The organism is Agromyces sp. Y558 (assembly GCF_059445415.1).
The window spans coordinates 214,502-228,502 of sequence record NZ_JCAIUH010000003.1; the positions used below are offsets into that span (position 1 = coordinate 214,502).

Sequence of the window (14,001 nt, forward strand, 5' to 3'; positions counted from 1 at the left end):
TGCAGGTACGGAGGATGCCGACGCCGAACGGGGCGGCGCGGAACGGGAGTGCTTCCCGTTCCGCGCGCCCCGATCGGCGCGGTCGACTCAGCGGGCGTTGCCCGGTGCGTCGAGCTCGCAGGTGATCGTCTCGGCCGCCAAGGGGTCGTTCTCCGACGTCGCGGTGATCGTGACGGTGGCATCCCGGGCGGCGTCGGCGCCGCGTGACGCATAGACCGGCACGGAGATCGTCTCCCCGGCCGTTGCGGTGACGATGCTGCTCGGCGTTTGCACCGACCAGCCGCGGCCCTGGATCGAGGTCGCGAGGCGATAGATGTCGCTGTTCGCCTTCGCATCCTCGACCGCGCCACCCGTGTTCGTCAGCGGAACGGCGCACTGCGCGATCGCGATGCCGTTCGCCTGCGCCTGACCGTGCATGGAGGCGAGGTGGCCGTTCACGACCGCCTTACCGAGGTCGACGCCACGGGCCTGCGGCCCGGCGCTCACCGTCGAACGCACGGCGACGTCGTAGGCGAGGATGCCGTCGTCGTCGCGCTGCACGTTCACGACGTAGAAGTGCAGTCCGTTCGCGGTGTCAACGTACTCGTACTCCGAACCGGAGTCGTTGCCGGCGTGGAAGAGCCCGTCGTTCAGCTGGCGCTGGTCGCCTCGAGTGACCATGATCGGCGTGCCGTCGGGGCGAACGTAGTCGACCGTCGCGATGTCCTGCGGGTTCGCGTCGATCGTCCAGATGAAGGGGTTGCGATCCTGGTTCTTCGTCTTCGCGATCATCACGCCGTGGTCGGGCTGGAACGAGTCGGTGCCCATCTGGTCGATCACTTCGACGGTGTAGTTGTCGAAGGAACCGCCGTCGCAGTCGAACTGGGCCTGCCGGGTGCACGTGCCGCTCGAATCGTCGGCCGCGGCCTCGCCCGGCTTGTCGAACACCAGGTTGATGCCGGTGAGTTCACCGGGACGCATGACGGCCCGCGAGACGACGTTCGTGACGATCGAACCGAGCGAATCGAGTTCGCTCTCCTGAAGGTTCAGGTAGTTCGACTCGTCGATGATGCCGAGGTCGATGCGGTTGCGCAACGCGACGCCCGCGGGCTGCGATCCGCCGGCGACCGATGGGACGCTCCAACGTTGATGCGTGCCGCCCGGGCCATTGAAGCTTCCGCGGGCGAGAACGTCGAACGGACCGCTCGTGTCGCGGAGTGGCCCGCCATCGGCGGCTTCGGTGCCGTACGGATTCCCATAGTTGTCGGAGATCCCGAGGATGTGCGAGAACTCGTGGGCGTAGGTTCCCATGCCCGACGATTCGGCCTGCGTGGAGTTGCCGGCCCGCCCGTTCGAGGCGAAGTTGGCGTTCGGCCAATGGTTGACCGCAGCGGCCCATGAGGTCCACGGCACGTAGCGGGTGGTCGCCCAGTTGGCCATCGGCGCGCCGTTCTGGTCGAGGGCGATGCCGTTCTCATCACGGGGCGGTCCGAAGTCGTCGGTGACGTCTTCGGGGCTCTCGAACAGCATCTGCCCGAATTCCTCCCAGGTCGCCGACTCATCGTGCCCGGCGGTGACGTAGAAGACCTGGTCGAACTGGGTCAGCGGATCCGTGCTCCCGATGTCGGCGCCCCAGAGAGCGAGCGCGTCGGTGCGGATGTTCTTGTCGCACGAGAGACCCTGCGGACAGAATGCCGCGTTCGGCTTGTTGAACCGGTCGTTCAGGCCGTACTCCTCGATGTTTCCCGGCAGTTCGTAGGGGCCGAATGCCTCCATCTGCACGCTGAGCCGGCCACCGGACTGCTCCATCCAGTACTCATTGATGGTGCGGCCGTGGTTCAACTCGCTCGGCTTGTTGAGCAGGTCGAGATAGAACCCGGGCACCGCTTCACGGTCGAGCCCGTTGGCGAGGCCCGAGGGATCGCCGAACGCATGCGTGCCTTCCGGCTGGGTCACGAGGAACGGCTGGTTCTCGAAGTCGACGAGCACGATGGCGCCGTGGAACTGCCGGTCCGAGCCTTCGGCGTCGTTCGCCCAGTCGGTGCCTGGCACGCCGACGTAGTCGTCCCAGGTCATGTCGTCCATGTTCTCCCAGCTCTGGGAGTCCACGGGGTTGAGCACATCAGGGTCGAAACTGCCGGGCGGCGCGGCCATCGCGGCGCTGTTCGAGACTGACGCGAGCGCGATTGCGCCCGCAGCGGCGACGACCGCGACGGTCGTTCGCCTCATGCCGGTTCTGCGTCCCGCCTCAAGCCGTTCCGCTGGGTTGTGTCGTGTCACTGCCAACCTCCCGATCGTGTTCGCGGGCTTGCCGCCCGCTCTCAATCCTGTGAAGCGGCGTTGAGTCCGCTGTCAAGATGGTGTGCAGGAAGCCTCCCACCGAGAGCTCGCCGAGCGACAGACGTCAGTACATTCCGACGAGTGGGGACTTCCGACCGGTATTGTTCGGAATTGTTGAACATTACGGTCCGATAACGTTGGGTTCTCCCTCAAGGTCGCCGTGCTACCTCTTGAAGGGTCTCCCGCAAGCGTGCGGTGGGGCGCCCTCACCTCATGTCATGAGGGTGGGAATGAGCAACCCGGCTCGTCCCCCGCGGGCCCGAGCGTCTCGGTCTCACACACAGCCGGCACCCGTCACGCGGCGGTCGTGCCGAAATCCATAGGAAGAGGTAGACGGATATGACATCCGCATCCAAGAACGGCAGGCGCAGCCTCGTCGCCGTGGCCGGTCTCTCGGTCGCAGCCCTCGCACTCGCCGGCTGCTCCGCCGGTGGCGCCGGCGACAGCGCCTCGGGCGACTCGATCACCGTCGGCACGACCGACAAGGTGACGACGCTCGACCCGGCCGGCTCGTACGACAACGGCTCGCTTGCGGTGCAGACGCAGGTCTTCCCGTATCTGCTGAACACCGACTACCAGAGCACCGACGTCGTGCCCGACCTCGCCGAGAGCGCCGAGTTCACCGCACCGACCGAATACACGGTCACGCTGCCCGAGGGCCTGAAGTGGGCCAATGGCAACGACCTGACGGCCGACGACGTGAAGTTCTCGTTCGACCGTCAGCTGGCGATCGCCGACCCCAACGGCGCCTCGAGCCTGCTGTACAACCTCGACAGCACCGAGGTCGTCGACGACACTACCGTCGTCTTCCACCTCAAGGCCGAGAACGACCAGGTCTTTCCGCTGATCCTCACGAGCTTCCCGGGTGCGATCGTCGACGACGAGGTCTTCGCCGCCGACGAGCTGACCTCCGACGACGACATCGTCGCGGCAAACGCATTCGCCGGCCCGTACGCGATCGCGAGCTACGACTTCAACACCCTCATCTCGTTCAAGAAGAACCCCGAGTACAAGGGGCTCCTCGCCGAGGCGAAGACCGACACGGTCAACCTGAAGTACTACGCCGAGTCGTCGAACCTGAAGCTCGACGTTCAAGAGGGCAACATCGACGTCGCATACCGGAGCCTCTCCGCAACCGACATCGACGACCTCAAGGGCAACGACGCGGTCAACGTCGTCGAGGGCCCCGGTGGCGAGATCCGCTACATCGTCTTCAACTTCGACACGCAGCCCTACGGTGCGAAGACCGCCGAGGCCGACCCGGCCAAGGCGCTCGCCGTTCGTCAGGCCGTCGCCGACCTCATCGACCGCGATGAGCTCGCCACGCAGGTCTACAAGGGCACCTACACCCCGCTCTACTCCTACGTGCCCGCCGGCATCGCAGCTGCGGTCGAGCCGCTCGTCGAGATGTACGGCGACGGTCAGGGCGCGCCCGACGCCGACAAGGCGGCCGAGCGTCTCACGGCAGCCGGCGTGACCGCTCCGGTCGAGCTGAACCTGCAGTACTCGAACGACCACTACGGCCCTTCGTCGGCCGACGAGTACGCGCTCATCAAGGACCAGCTCGAGGCGAGCGGCCTGTTCACGGTGAACTTGCAGACCACCGAGTGGGTGCAGTACTCCGAGGACCGCACGTCCGACGTGTACCCGGCGTACCAGCTGGGCTGGTTCCCCGACTACTCGGACGCCGACAACTACGTCACGCCGTTCTTCCTGATCGAGAACTTCCTCGGGAACCACTACGTGAACCAGGAAGTCAACGACCTGATCATCAAGCAGGCCTCGGAGCCCGACCCCGCCGCGCGCACCGCGCAGATCGAGGAGATCCAGCAGAAGGTGGCGGCCGACCTGTCGACCGTGCCGTACCTGCAGGGTGCCCAGGTCGCGGTCACCGGTACCGACGTAGAAGGCGCCGACGACACGCTCGACGCGTCGTTCAAGTTCCGCTACGCGGCACTGTCGAAGGGCTGAGTCGTCTGAACGACTAGAGTCTCTTCAACGCAAGGAACGGGTGGCCCGCTCTCCGGAGCGGGCCACCCGCGTTCCAGCCCACACCCGATTGGCGAACATTGACTTCAACGACGACGGCGCCCGTCAGCAGCGCGTCCCCTGAAAAACGGCGACGGCCGAAATCCACCGGTGGTGGTCTCGGCCGATATATCATCGTTCGGGCGCTGCTCATCATCCCGACGGTGTTCATCCTCGTCACCCTCGTGTTCGTGCTCATGCGTTCGACAGGGGACCCGATCACCGCCGCGCTCGGCGGCCGGCTCACCGCCGACCAACTTGCCGAGCGCATCCACGCGGCTGGCTACGACCGACCGATCATCGTGCAGTACCTCGAGTACATCGGCCAGTTCTTCACCGGCAACTTCGGCACCACGATCACCGATCATCGTCCGGTCACCGAGATCCTCGTCACCTACGGCAGCGCGACCCTCGAGCTCGCGTTCTACGCGCTGCTCGTCGCTTTCGTCGTCGGCATTCCGTTGGGCCTCGTCGCCGCGTACTTCCGCGACAAGGGTCAGGATGCCGCGTTGCGCGTGTTCGCCATCCTGTGTTACGCCACCCCGGTGTTCTTCGCCGGACTTCTGCTGAAGCTCGTCTTCTCCGTCTGGCTCGGCTGGCTGCCGGTGGCCGGGCGCGCTTCCGTCAGCGCGCAGCTCCAAATGGAGTTGCTGCCGAACAACACGGGCCTGTACACGATCGATGCGATCATGACGGGTAACCCGGCGGTACTGGGCGATGTGCTCGCCCACGCGGTGCTTCCGGCGATCGCGCTCGGCCTGTTGACTGCCGGCGTGTTCCTGCGGCTCGTGCGCACGAACGTGATCGGCACGCTCTCGACCGATTACGTCGATGCGGCGCGATCGCGCGGAGTCAGCGAGTACCGGCTCGTGCAGAAGCACGCGTACCGCCCCGCTCTCATCCCGATCATCACCGTCATCGGACTGCAGATCGCCCTCCTGCTCGGCGGCGCAGTGCTCACCGAGACGACGTTCGAGTGGAACGGGCTCGGGTTCCAACTGGTCGAATACATCCAGGCGCGCGACTTCGTCGCGGTACAGGGCATCGTCGCCCTGCTCGCCGTGATCGTCGCGCTCACCAACTTCATCGTCGACATCATCGCGGCGCTCATCGACCCGAGGGTGAGGTACTGACATGTCGACCGACACCGTCATCCGGGCGCCGAAACGGCGCCTCCGCGACCGGCTGCCCGTCGTGCACCAATTGCGCCAGAGCGTCGGCCTCCAGCGCGGCATGCTCGTCGCCGGCCTCGTGCTGACCGTCCTCTTCGTGCTGGTGGCGATCTTCGCGCCCCTGCTCGCCCCGTACGGCTTCGCACAGCTGCGCGACGCCGAGGGGCCGTTCGGAAGCCAGCAGCCCCCGTCGGCCGAGCATCTCTTCGGCACGACGGTCGGCGGCTACGATGTGCTGTCTCGAGTGCTGTGGGGTGCGCAGACCGCGATCCTCGTGATCATCATCGCCGTCATCCTCTCGATCTTCGCGGGTGTGCTGCTGGGGCTCGTCTCCGGTTACTTCGGAGGCTGGCTCGACCGCATGCTCGTCGTGGTCTGCGACGCCATCTACGCCTTCCCCTCGCTGCTCCTCGCGATCGTCATGGCGATCGTGATCTCGGGAGGCCAGTCGAACCTGTGGGGCGGCGTGTTCGCGGCCGCCATCTCGATCACGGTCGTGTTCATCCCGCAGTACTTCCGCGTGATCCGCGCCGAGACGGTGCGCATCAAGGCCGAGGCTTACGTGGAATCGGCGAAGGTGCTCGGCGCCTCCAACAGCCGGGTCATGTTCCGCCACGTGCTGCGGAACGCGACGCGCACACTCCCGCTCATCTTCACCCTGAACTCGTCAGAGGCCATCCTCACCCTCGCGGGCCTCGGCTTCATCGGCTTCGGTATCGAGCCGACCGCGGCCGCTGAGTGGGGCTACGACCTCAACAAGGCCCTGTCCGACGTCTCGAGCGGCATCTGGTGGACCGCGCTGTACCCCGGTCTGGCCATCGTGCTGGTCGTGCTCGGCATCACCCTCGTGGGCGAGAGCCTGAACGACCTCGCCGACCCGCGACTGCGTGGGCGACGCAGGGTCGCACAATCGTCGGGTGAGGTCGCAGAGACATCCGTCGTACCCGGTGGCGCACTCACCGCTGGTCCGGGCGGACTGGCGGGGCTCGAAGACGGCGAAACATTCGACGAGCACGGAATCGAGGTCCGGTCATGAGCACGGTCGTCAGCATCGAACGGCTCGGGGTCTCGTTCGCCACCGACGCAGGCGCGGTCAAGGCCGTCGACGATGTGTCGCTCTCGGTCGAACGGGGCGAGGTCCTCGCGATCGTCGGCGAGTCGGGCAGCGGCAAGACCGTCACGGCGAAGGCCATTCTCGGGCTCCTGCCCGAGACTGCGACGGCCAGAGGCGCGGTCATCCTCTCCAACAAGGCGGGCACCGCCGAGCACGATGTCGTCTCGCTCTCGAGGAAGCAGTTGCGCGGCGTCAGGGGCACGGATGTCGCGATGGTGTTCCAGGAGCCGTCGAGCGCCCTGAACCCCGTCTACACCGTCGGGTGGCAGATCATCGAGGGGCTCCGCGCTCACACCAAGATCTCCAAGAAGGACGCACGGGCGAAGGCGGTCGAGATCCTCGGCCGCGTGGGCATCCCCGATCCTGAGCACCGTGTCGACCACTACCCGCACCAGTTCTCGGGCGGGCAGAAGCAGCGCGTCGTCATCGCGATGGCGCTCGTGCTCGACCCGGGTCTCATCGTCGCCGATGAGCCGACCACCGCGCTCGATGTCACGGTGCAGGCCGAGATCCTCGACCTGCTGCGTCGCTGCCGCGATGAGTTCGGCATGGGAATCGTGCTCATCACCCACAATATGGGTGTCGTTGCAGACCTCGCCGACCGGGTCGCCGTGATGTACCAGGGCAAGGTCGTCGAAGAGGCAGATGTCGAGACGCTCTTCGCCTCGCCGCAGGATGAGTACACGAAGGCGCTGCTCGCAGCCGTGCCGTACGTGGGCACCGGCACGGCGAGTGCGATCGACCGCGCCGAACAACGACCGACGGATTGGGCCGACCAGGCGCCGGTCGTCGAGGCATCCGGTCTCGAGATCGTCTACCCGGGCCGGTTCGGCCGTTCGGGCTTCCGAGCCGTCGATGGAGTGGACTTCGTCATCCGCCCGGGTGAAGTGCTCGGCCTCGTGGGGGAGTCGGGATCGGGCAAGACCACGATCGGGCGTGCCATCGCCGGTCTGACGAAGGTCACCGGCGGTTCCCTCCGCGTGCTCGGGCACGAGATGAATGACGTGCGCGAGCGCGAGTTCCGACCGTTGCGCAGCCGCATCGGCTTCGTCTTCCAAGACCCGGCGTCGAGCTTCAATCCGCTGCTCACGATCGCCGAGTGCGTTGCCGAACCGCTCGTGATCCACGGCCGGGCGTCGAATCCCGGCGCTGCGCGCGCCCGGGTCGACGAGCTGCTCGAGGCCGTGCAGTTGCCCCGTGCGTACGGTGACCGCTATCCGCATGAACTCTCCGGCGGACAGCGGCAGCGTGCCAGTCTCGCCCGGGCGCTCGCGCTCGAGCCCGAACTGCTCATCGCCGACGAGCCGACCTCGGCGCTCGACGTCTCGGTGCAGGCTCGCGTGCTCGAACTGTTCGCCGAACTTCAGCGCGAGTTCGGCTTCGCGTCGCTGTTCATCAGCCACGACCTCGCGGTCGTCGACCTGCTCGCCGACCGCATCGCGGTGCTCTACCGGGGCTCTCTGGTCGAGGAGGGCACCGGAGCAGAGGTGCTCGGCGCGCCGAGCGATCCGTACACACAGCGGCTGCTCGCTTCGTTGCCGGTGCCCGATCCGGTCGCTCAGGCCACCCGACGGGAAGAACTCCGTCGACTTCGGGAGGCCGTCTGATGCGTGGCGCCGCCCACGGGTTCCCGATCGTGCTGAGCGATCTCTCGGTCGAGTACCCGGCGCACGGTGCGAGCCCCGCCTACGTGGCGCTGCACGGGCTCACTCTCACGATCGCTCCCGGTGAAGTGCTCGGTCTGCTGGGCAGTGCGGGCAGCGGCAAGAGCACTCTCGCGAAGGTGCTCTCGGGCGCTGCGTTCGAGACTCGAGCCGGTGAGGGCCGAGCCGTCATCACGGGCGGTGACGCGACCGTGCTCGGCCAGTCGCTGCGCGGAATCCCGAAGCGAAAGGTGCCCGAGTACCGGTTCCACGTCGGCTATCTCCCGCAGGATGCCGCATCGAAGCTGCCAGCCGACCGGAGCGTTTCCGAGATCATCGCGGAGCCGATTCTCGAGCGCGATCGTCGCTACAACGCGCGCGCTCTTGCCACGCGGGTCGCGACGATGCTCGACGGTGTGCGGCTCTCGCTCGGCATGCTCGACAAGTACCCGTACGAACTGTCGGGCGGGCAGCGGCAGCGGGTCGCCCTGGCACGCGCGCTCGTGCTCGGCCCTGCGGTGCTGGTCGCCGATGAACCGACCGCGGGCATCGACCTCACGGTTCGCGATGCAGTCGCGCAACTGATCGGCGAGCTTCGCGACCAGCACACGTTCTCGGCGATGATCATCAGCCACGATCTGCCTGTGCTGCGAAGCACGGCCGAGCGCATCGCCGTGCTCGACAAGGGCAGGCTCGCTGCGATCGGCACGATCGACGAAGTGCTCGACGATCCGCGGCATCCGTATGTCATGGCCCTGGCCGGGGCGCTCGACGCCGGTCATGCCGTGATCGACGACCTCGATCTGGGTCCCTCGGCATGACGGATGCCGCACCCGAGATGTTCATGACGCTCGGGTGGCGTCGAATTGGGAGTCGGGGCATCTTTTGCTAGAGTATTGACGCTGAACAAGCGATCCTCCATAGCTCAATTGGCAGAGCAATCGGCTGTTAACCGGTAGGTTCTTGGTTCGAGTCCAAGTGGGGGAGCAGTGAGGGCCGTCCGGGCATCCGGGCGGCCCTTCGTCGATGAGGGAGGTCTCGTGGACGAGCACGCCGATGCTGCGATGCCGCCTTCCGAGCGTGCCGAGACGATGCGCGCTGTGCGCTCCGGCGCGGTTCGCGACAGCCTCGCCGTCGGTCTCGCGACCGCGATCTACGGCATCTCGTTCGGGGCACTCTCGGTCGCAGCCGGACTCGACGTCTGGCAGACGTGCTTCCTCAGCCTCGTGATGTTCACCGGTGGCTCCCAGTTCGCGCTCGTCGGTGTGCTCGCGAGCGGAGGCGCCGCCGCGGGCGGCTCGGCGATCGCCACCGCCGCGATGCTCGGCATCCGCAACGTCGTCTACGGCATGCGCATGAAACCAATCGTCGACGGCGCCGATGGCGGCGGAGTGTGGCGGCGCGTCGCCGCGGCGTGGATCACCATCGACGAATCCACGGCGGTCGCCCTCGCGCAATCGACTGAGCGCGGTGCGCGCATCGGGTTCTGGGTCACGGGCGTCACGATCTTCGTCGGCTGGAACCTCACCACACTCGCCGGTGCACTGATCGGCGACGCGCTCGGCGACACGAGGGCATGGGGGTTGGATGCCGCGGCCGCAGCAGCCTTCCTCGGGCTGCTCTGGCCACGCCTGAAGCGCTTCCAGGCAGGTGCGGTCGCCGTGGCGGCCGCAGTCGTGGCCACGCTCACGACACCGGTGCTGATGCCCGGCGTGCCGGTGCTCGTCGCCGCGGTGGTCGCGGTCGTCGTCGGCTGGTTCGACCTCTTCAACCGGAGGCGTGCATCGTGACGACCTGGCACATCATCCTCATCGCGACGGCGGCGACGCTGGCTCTCAAACTCGTCGGCCACTTCGTGCCGGCCGGATTCCTCGAACGCGAGCGGCCCGCGCGCATCGCGGACCTACTGACCGTTGCGCTGCTGGCCGCGCTCATCGCGGTGCAGACGCTCGGGGTCGGCCAAGAGATCGTCATCGACGCACGGGTTCCCGCGGTGATCGTCGCTGCCGCGCTGTATGCGCTCAAAGTGCCGTTCGTCGTGGTCGTCGCCGTCGCCGCAGCGGTGGCGGCCGGCATCCGTGCACTGGTGTGAATCGGCTGCACGAGGCATCCGTCGCCCTGAACCGGCTCAGGCCTCGAGGTCATCGACTCCCGGCATCCACTGCTGCCCAGGCTTGCCCCAACCCAGCTTGCGGGTGATCTTCGCGACGATGCGCTGGTCGCGCTCACCGAGGCGGTCTGTGTAGAGCGTGCCGTCGAGGTGGTCGTATTCGTGCTGGAAGATGCGCGCGAGCCATCCCTCAGCCTCGATCTCGAAACGCTGGCCGTCGAGATCGGTTGCGCGCAGAATCGCGCGCTCGGCCCTGCGCAGGCCGAAGCGCTCCCCGGGCACGGAGAGGCATCCCTCCGATTCTTCGTCGACGTCGGGCTCGCCCGGGGGCGGCGGTGTGATCCAGAGCTCGGGGTTGATCGCGACACCGCGCCAAAGAGTGGCCGACTCGTCGACCCAGCCGTAGGTGAAGAGCCGCAGGCCGACGCCGACCTGCGGTGCGGCGAGGCCGACGCCGGGCGCGGCATCCATCGTCTCGAACATGTCGCGCACGAGTGTGCGGAGATCGTCGTCGATCGTCTCGGCGGGAAGAGCGGGTGAGTGCAGCACCGGGTCGCCGGTGATTCGTATGGGGAGCACGGCCATTCGGCAAGGATATCCGGCTGTGAACGGGTAGGGTCGATGCGTGGATCCGGACCTGAGCGAGCTTTCTGAACAGATTGCCCTCGACCCCACCCAGTTCATCGGAATCCCGCTCGCTCTCGTCGGCGCGGTGTTCCTCTCGCTCGGTGCGCAGTTCCAGCACCGTGGTGTCGTCAAGGTCGAGTCGCACACCGTCGACACCCTCGGCAAGGGGCTGAACGGCCGGCAGCTCGCCCTCCTGCTTGCGAGGCCGTCGTGGGTCATCGGCACGGTCATGCTCGGGCTCGCGATCGTCTTCCAGCTGTCGAGCCTCTACTTCGCGCCGATCATCGTGGTGCAACCGCTCGGCGCGATCGCGCTCGTCATCACCTCGATCCTCAACTCGCGCATCAATAACGTGAAGCTGAACGGCAAGTCGATCTCGGCGATCGTGATGTGCGTGGGCGGCGTGTTCCTGTTCGTCGGTGTCGCCGCGTTCACCGCCGTCGACAAGCCGGTCACCGATCAGCAGCTCGTGACGATCCTGATCATCCTCGCCGTGGTGCTCGCCCTCGCCGCCGTGGCGTTCGGCATGTTCCGTGAGCGCATCCGGGCGATCTTCTACGTGATCATGGCGGGCGTACTGTACGGATTCGTCGCGACGCTCGCCAAGGTCCTGCTCGGCCGGCTCCAGCAGGGCGAGTTCGAATGGCTCAGCTGGCTGTGCGTGCTCGGACTGCTCGGCGCGACGGCGCTCGGCGCCTACTTCGTGCAGAACGCCTACGCCTCGGGCCCGCCCGATCTCGTCATCGCCGGTCTGACGGTCGTCGACCCCATGGTGGCGGTCGCGATCGGCATTCTCGTGCTCGGCGAAGCTTCGCAGGCGCCGCTCTGGGCGATCGGCGTGTTCATCCTCGCCGGGGTGATCGCCGTGTGGGGTGTGTTCCAGCTCGCACGAAACCACCCGCAGACGCGCTTGTGAGCTGAACCGAACTCACACTCCGACATGCGAGCGCACGGCAGCCTGCGTTGCGCTGCGTAGACTATCGTCGGATTCAGTCCGCGCGCCGATCCGCCTGTCGCGGCGCCCCGACGAAGGCCGATCGCCCTCGATTCGATGAAATGGTGAGGAACAACCCCACGTGTCTGACACCCCCGGTGCGCGTACCCCCGCCGGCACCGCCGGCGCGGAGACCGATCGACCACTCACGGTCCTGATCGGCGCCGACACCTTCGCCCCCGATGTCAACGGTGCCGCCCGCTTCGCGGAACGCCTCGCTGCGGGCCTCGCCGAGCGGGGCCATGACGTGCACGTCATGGCTCCGGCAGCGAGCCGCAAGCATGGCACATGGAAGGAGGTGCACGAAGGTCAGGAGATCACCGCGCATCGCCTTCGGAGCTGGCGCTGGTACCCGCACGACTGGCTTCGCTTCGCACTGCCATGGCGCATCAGGCAGAACAGTGCCCGCGTCATCGACCAGGTGCAGCCCGATGTCGTGCACTTCCAGTCGCACATCATCACCGGCCGCGGCCTCTCGGTCGAAGCCAACAAGCGCGGCATCCGCATCATCGGCACCAACCACTTCATGCCCGAGAACATGCTCGAGTTCACGCTGTTGCCGCCTGCATGGCAGGAATGGGCCGTCGGGCTGGCATGGAAGGCCGCCGGCCGTACGTTCGGCCGCGCCGAAGCGGTGACGACGCCGACCCGCAGGGCGGCGCAGTTCCTCGAGAAGCACACCGGTCTCTCGGAGGTGCACGCTATCTCGTGCGGCGTCGACGCACACAAGTATTCGCCGAGCTGGGAGTCTCGCACCGAGAACCGCATCCTGTTCGTCGGCCGCGTTACAGGTGAGAAGCAGATCGATGTGCTGCTGCGTGCGCTCACACTGCTCCCCGATTCGCTCGACGCGAAGGTCGAGATCGTCGGCGGCGGCGACCAGAAGAAGAACCTCGAGCACCTGGCCGTGGAACTTGGCATCGCCGACCGGGTGACCTTCACGGGGTACGTCACCGATGACGAGCTGCGCGAGGCCTACCATCGCGCCTCTGTGCTGGCGATGCCGTCGATCGCCGAGCTGCAGAGCATCGTCACGATGGAGGCGATGGCCTCGGCACTGCCGATCGTCGCCGCCAACGCGATGGCGCTCCCGCACCTCGTGCACGACGGAGAGAACGGATACCTCTTCGAGCCGGGCAGCGCGGAAGATCTCGCCGCGAAGCTCCGCACCGTGCTCGAGGCCTCCCCAGCCGACTACCGCGTACTGAAAGACGGGTCGATCCGACTCATCGCCGCACACGACATCCAGCGCACGATCTCGACATTCGAGAGCCTGTATCGTGGGAGGCCGGTGACCGACCCGGTCACCGATACCGCGCCGGCGACGCATCGAGACTGACCCGGCGCGCGGGGCGGTAGCTCAGCTGGTCAGAGCAGTGGACTCATAATCCATCGGTCACGGGTTCAAGTCCCGTCCGCCCTACCTCGATATCTGTCTGATCAGGTCTTCTCGTCCTTATGAAAGGGCAGAGACTTGACTGGCTCTCCACCTACTCACCACAAATGCGCGCGGATTGTCGCAGGCCTGCGTTCGTTATCGGGTCGTCACGGGTTGCCTCGGCCTATCTGGTTCTCGCTGAATCGGGAAGCTATTCCGAGTCGGCCAGTCTCGGTTCAACTCGGTTCGGTGACTCGTGCGGCGCACCTGTCTGGCATGGACACGGAACGATTCGCCGGGCTCGGCATCGAGCCCGTGCTGACGACAAGCGAACTCGCCGACTACCTCGGCGTGCACGTGCAGGCGATCTACGACCTGCGCACCGACGGTCGCGGCCCGGCCGGACTTCGGGTCGGGCGGGAGATCCGCTTCCGCATCTCCGACGTGCTGCGGTGGTTGGAAGACATGCATGAGCCCGACCATGCGCTGAGTGGATCGGGGGACCGCTGATGGTGGGCCGGCCACGCCAGCCGGTCGGGACGTTCGGATCGGTCGCCACGACCGAATACGCGCCCGGGAAGTTCCGGGCGACCACTCGGTTTCGTGACTGGGACGG

The 14,001-nt window shown here is 66.7% G+C and carries 12 protein-coding genes and 2 tRNA genes; 12 read left to right on the top strand and 2 right to left on the bottom strand.

Annotation, left to right across the window (positions count from 1 at the left end):
- Positions 1 to 87 precede the first annotated feature (87 nt).
- Complete coding sequence (locus AC1C2T_RS15800; protein WP_495385939.1) at positions 88 to 2,208, bottom strand: metallopeptidase domain-containing protein; 2,121 nt, start codon at positions 2,206 to 2,208, stop codon at positions 88 to 90.
- A 450-nt stretch (positions 2,209 to 2,658) separates the two neighbouring features.
- Here AC1C2T_RS15800 and AC1C2T_RS15805 point away from each other — a divergent pair, with 450 nt between their 5' ends.
- From AC1C2T_RS15805 to AC1C2T_RS15840, 8 genes are all read left to right on the top strand, one after another.
- Positions 2,659 to 4,290 (top strand): ABC transporter substrate-binding protein, encoded by a 1,632-nt coding sequence (locus AC1C2T_RS15805; protein ID WP_495385940.1) that lies wholly within the window; start codon positions 2,659 to 2,661, stop codon positions 4,288 to 4,290.
- Between the two features lie 98 nt (positions 4,291 to 4,388).
- Entirely contained in the window at positions 4,389 to 5,480 is a 1,092-nt protein-coding gene (locus AC1C2T_RS15810; protein WP_495385941.1) for an ABC transporter permease, read from the top strand.
- A 1-nt stretch (position 5,481) separates the two neighbouring features.
- Entirely contained in the window at positions 5,482 to 6,555 is a 1,074-nt protein-coding gene (locus tag AC1C2T_RS15815) for an ABC transporter permease (RefSeq protein WP_495359850.1), read from the top strand.
- Positions 6,552 to 8,240, top strand: coding sequence for an ABC transporter ATP-binding protein (locus tag AC1C2T_RS15820; protein WP_495385942.1), 1,689 nt, complete (start codon positions 6,552 to 6,554; stop codon positions 8,238 to 8,240). The genes AC1C2T_RS15815 and AC1C2T_RS15820 overlap by 4 nt, the downstream gene beginning before the upstream one ends.
- Entirely contained in the window at positions 8,240 to 9,097 is an 858-nt protein-coding gene (locus tag AC1C2T_RS15825) for an ATP-binding cassette domain-containing protein (RefSeq protein WP_495359852.1), read from the top strand. The genes AC1C2T_RS15820 and AC1C2T_RS15825 overlap by 1 nt, the downstream gene beginning before the upstream one ends.
- Positions 9,098 to 9,190: 93 nt before the next feature.
- Positions 9,191 to 9,263: transfer RNA gene (locus AC1C2T_RS15830), tRNA-Asn, on the top strand.
- 104 nt (positions 9,264 to 9,367) lie between these two features.
- Positions 9,368 to 10,066, top strand: a complete 699-nt coding sequence (locus tag AC1C2T_RS15835) for an AzlC family ABC transporter permease (RefSeq protein WP_495386133.1) — start codon at positions 9,368 to 9,370, stop codon at positions 10,064 to 10,066.
- The gene (locus tag AC1C2T_RS15840; RefSeq protein ID WP_495359853.1) at positions 10,063 to 10,368 is read left to right on the top strand and encodes an AzlD domain-containing protein; all 306 of its coding nucleotides are present in this window, start codon (positions 10,063 to 10,065) and stop codon (positions 10,366 to 10,368) included. The genes AC1C2T_RS15835 and AC1C2T_RS15840 overlap by 4 nt, the downstream gene beginning before the upstream one ends.
- 36 nt (positions 10,369 to 10,404) lie before the next feature.
- Here AC1C2T_RS15840 and def read toward each other — a convergent pair whose 3' ends face one another.
- Positions 10,405 to 10,971, bottom strand: coding sequence for a peptide deformylase (gene def / locus AC1C2T_RS15845; protein WP_495359854.1), 567 nt, complete (start codon positions 10,969 to 10,971; stop codon positions 10,405 to 10,407).
- 40 nt (positions 10,972 to 11,011) lie between these two features.
- On the opposite strand from def, the gene AC1C2T_RS15850 reads away from it, so the two are divergent.
- From AC1C2T_RS15850 to AC1C2T_RS15865, 4 genes are all read left to right on the top strand, one after another.
- Positions 11,012 to 11,929, top strand: coding sequence for a DMT family transporter (locus AC1C2T_RS15850; protein WP_495385943.1), 918 nt, complete (start codon positions 11,012 to 11,014; stop codon positions 11,927 to 11,929).
- 160 nt (positions 11,930 to 12,089) lie between these two features.
- Complete coding sequence (locus AC1C2T_RS15855; RefSeq protein ID WP_495385944.1) at positions 12,090 to 13,346, top strand: glycosyltransferase; 1,257 nt, start codon at positions 12,090 to 12,092, stop codon at positions 13,344 to 13,346.
- A gap of 10 nt (positions 13,347 to 13,356) precedes the next feature.
- Positions 13,357 to 13,430 (top strand) — tRNA-Ile (locus AC1C2T_RS15860).
- A 231-nt stretch (positions 13,431 to 13,661) separates the two neighbouring features.
- Positions 13,662 to 13,895 (top strand): helix-turn-helix domain-containing protein, encoded by a 234-nt coding sequence (locus AC1C2T_RS15865; RefSeq protein ID WP_495385945.1) that lies wholly within the window; start codon positions 13,662 to 13,664, stop codon positions 13,893 to 13,895.
- The last annotated feature ends 106 nt before the right edge of the window (positions 13,896 to 14,001 follow it).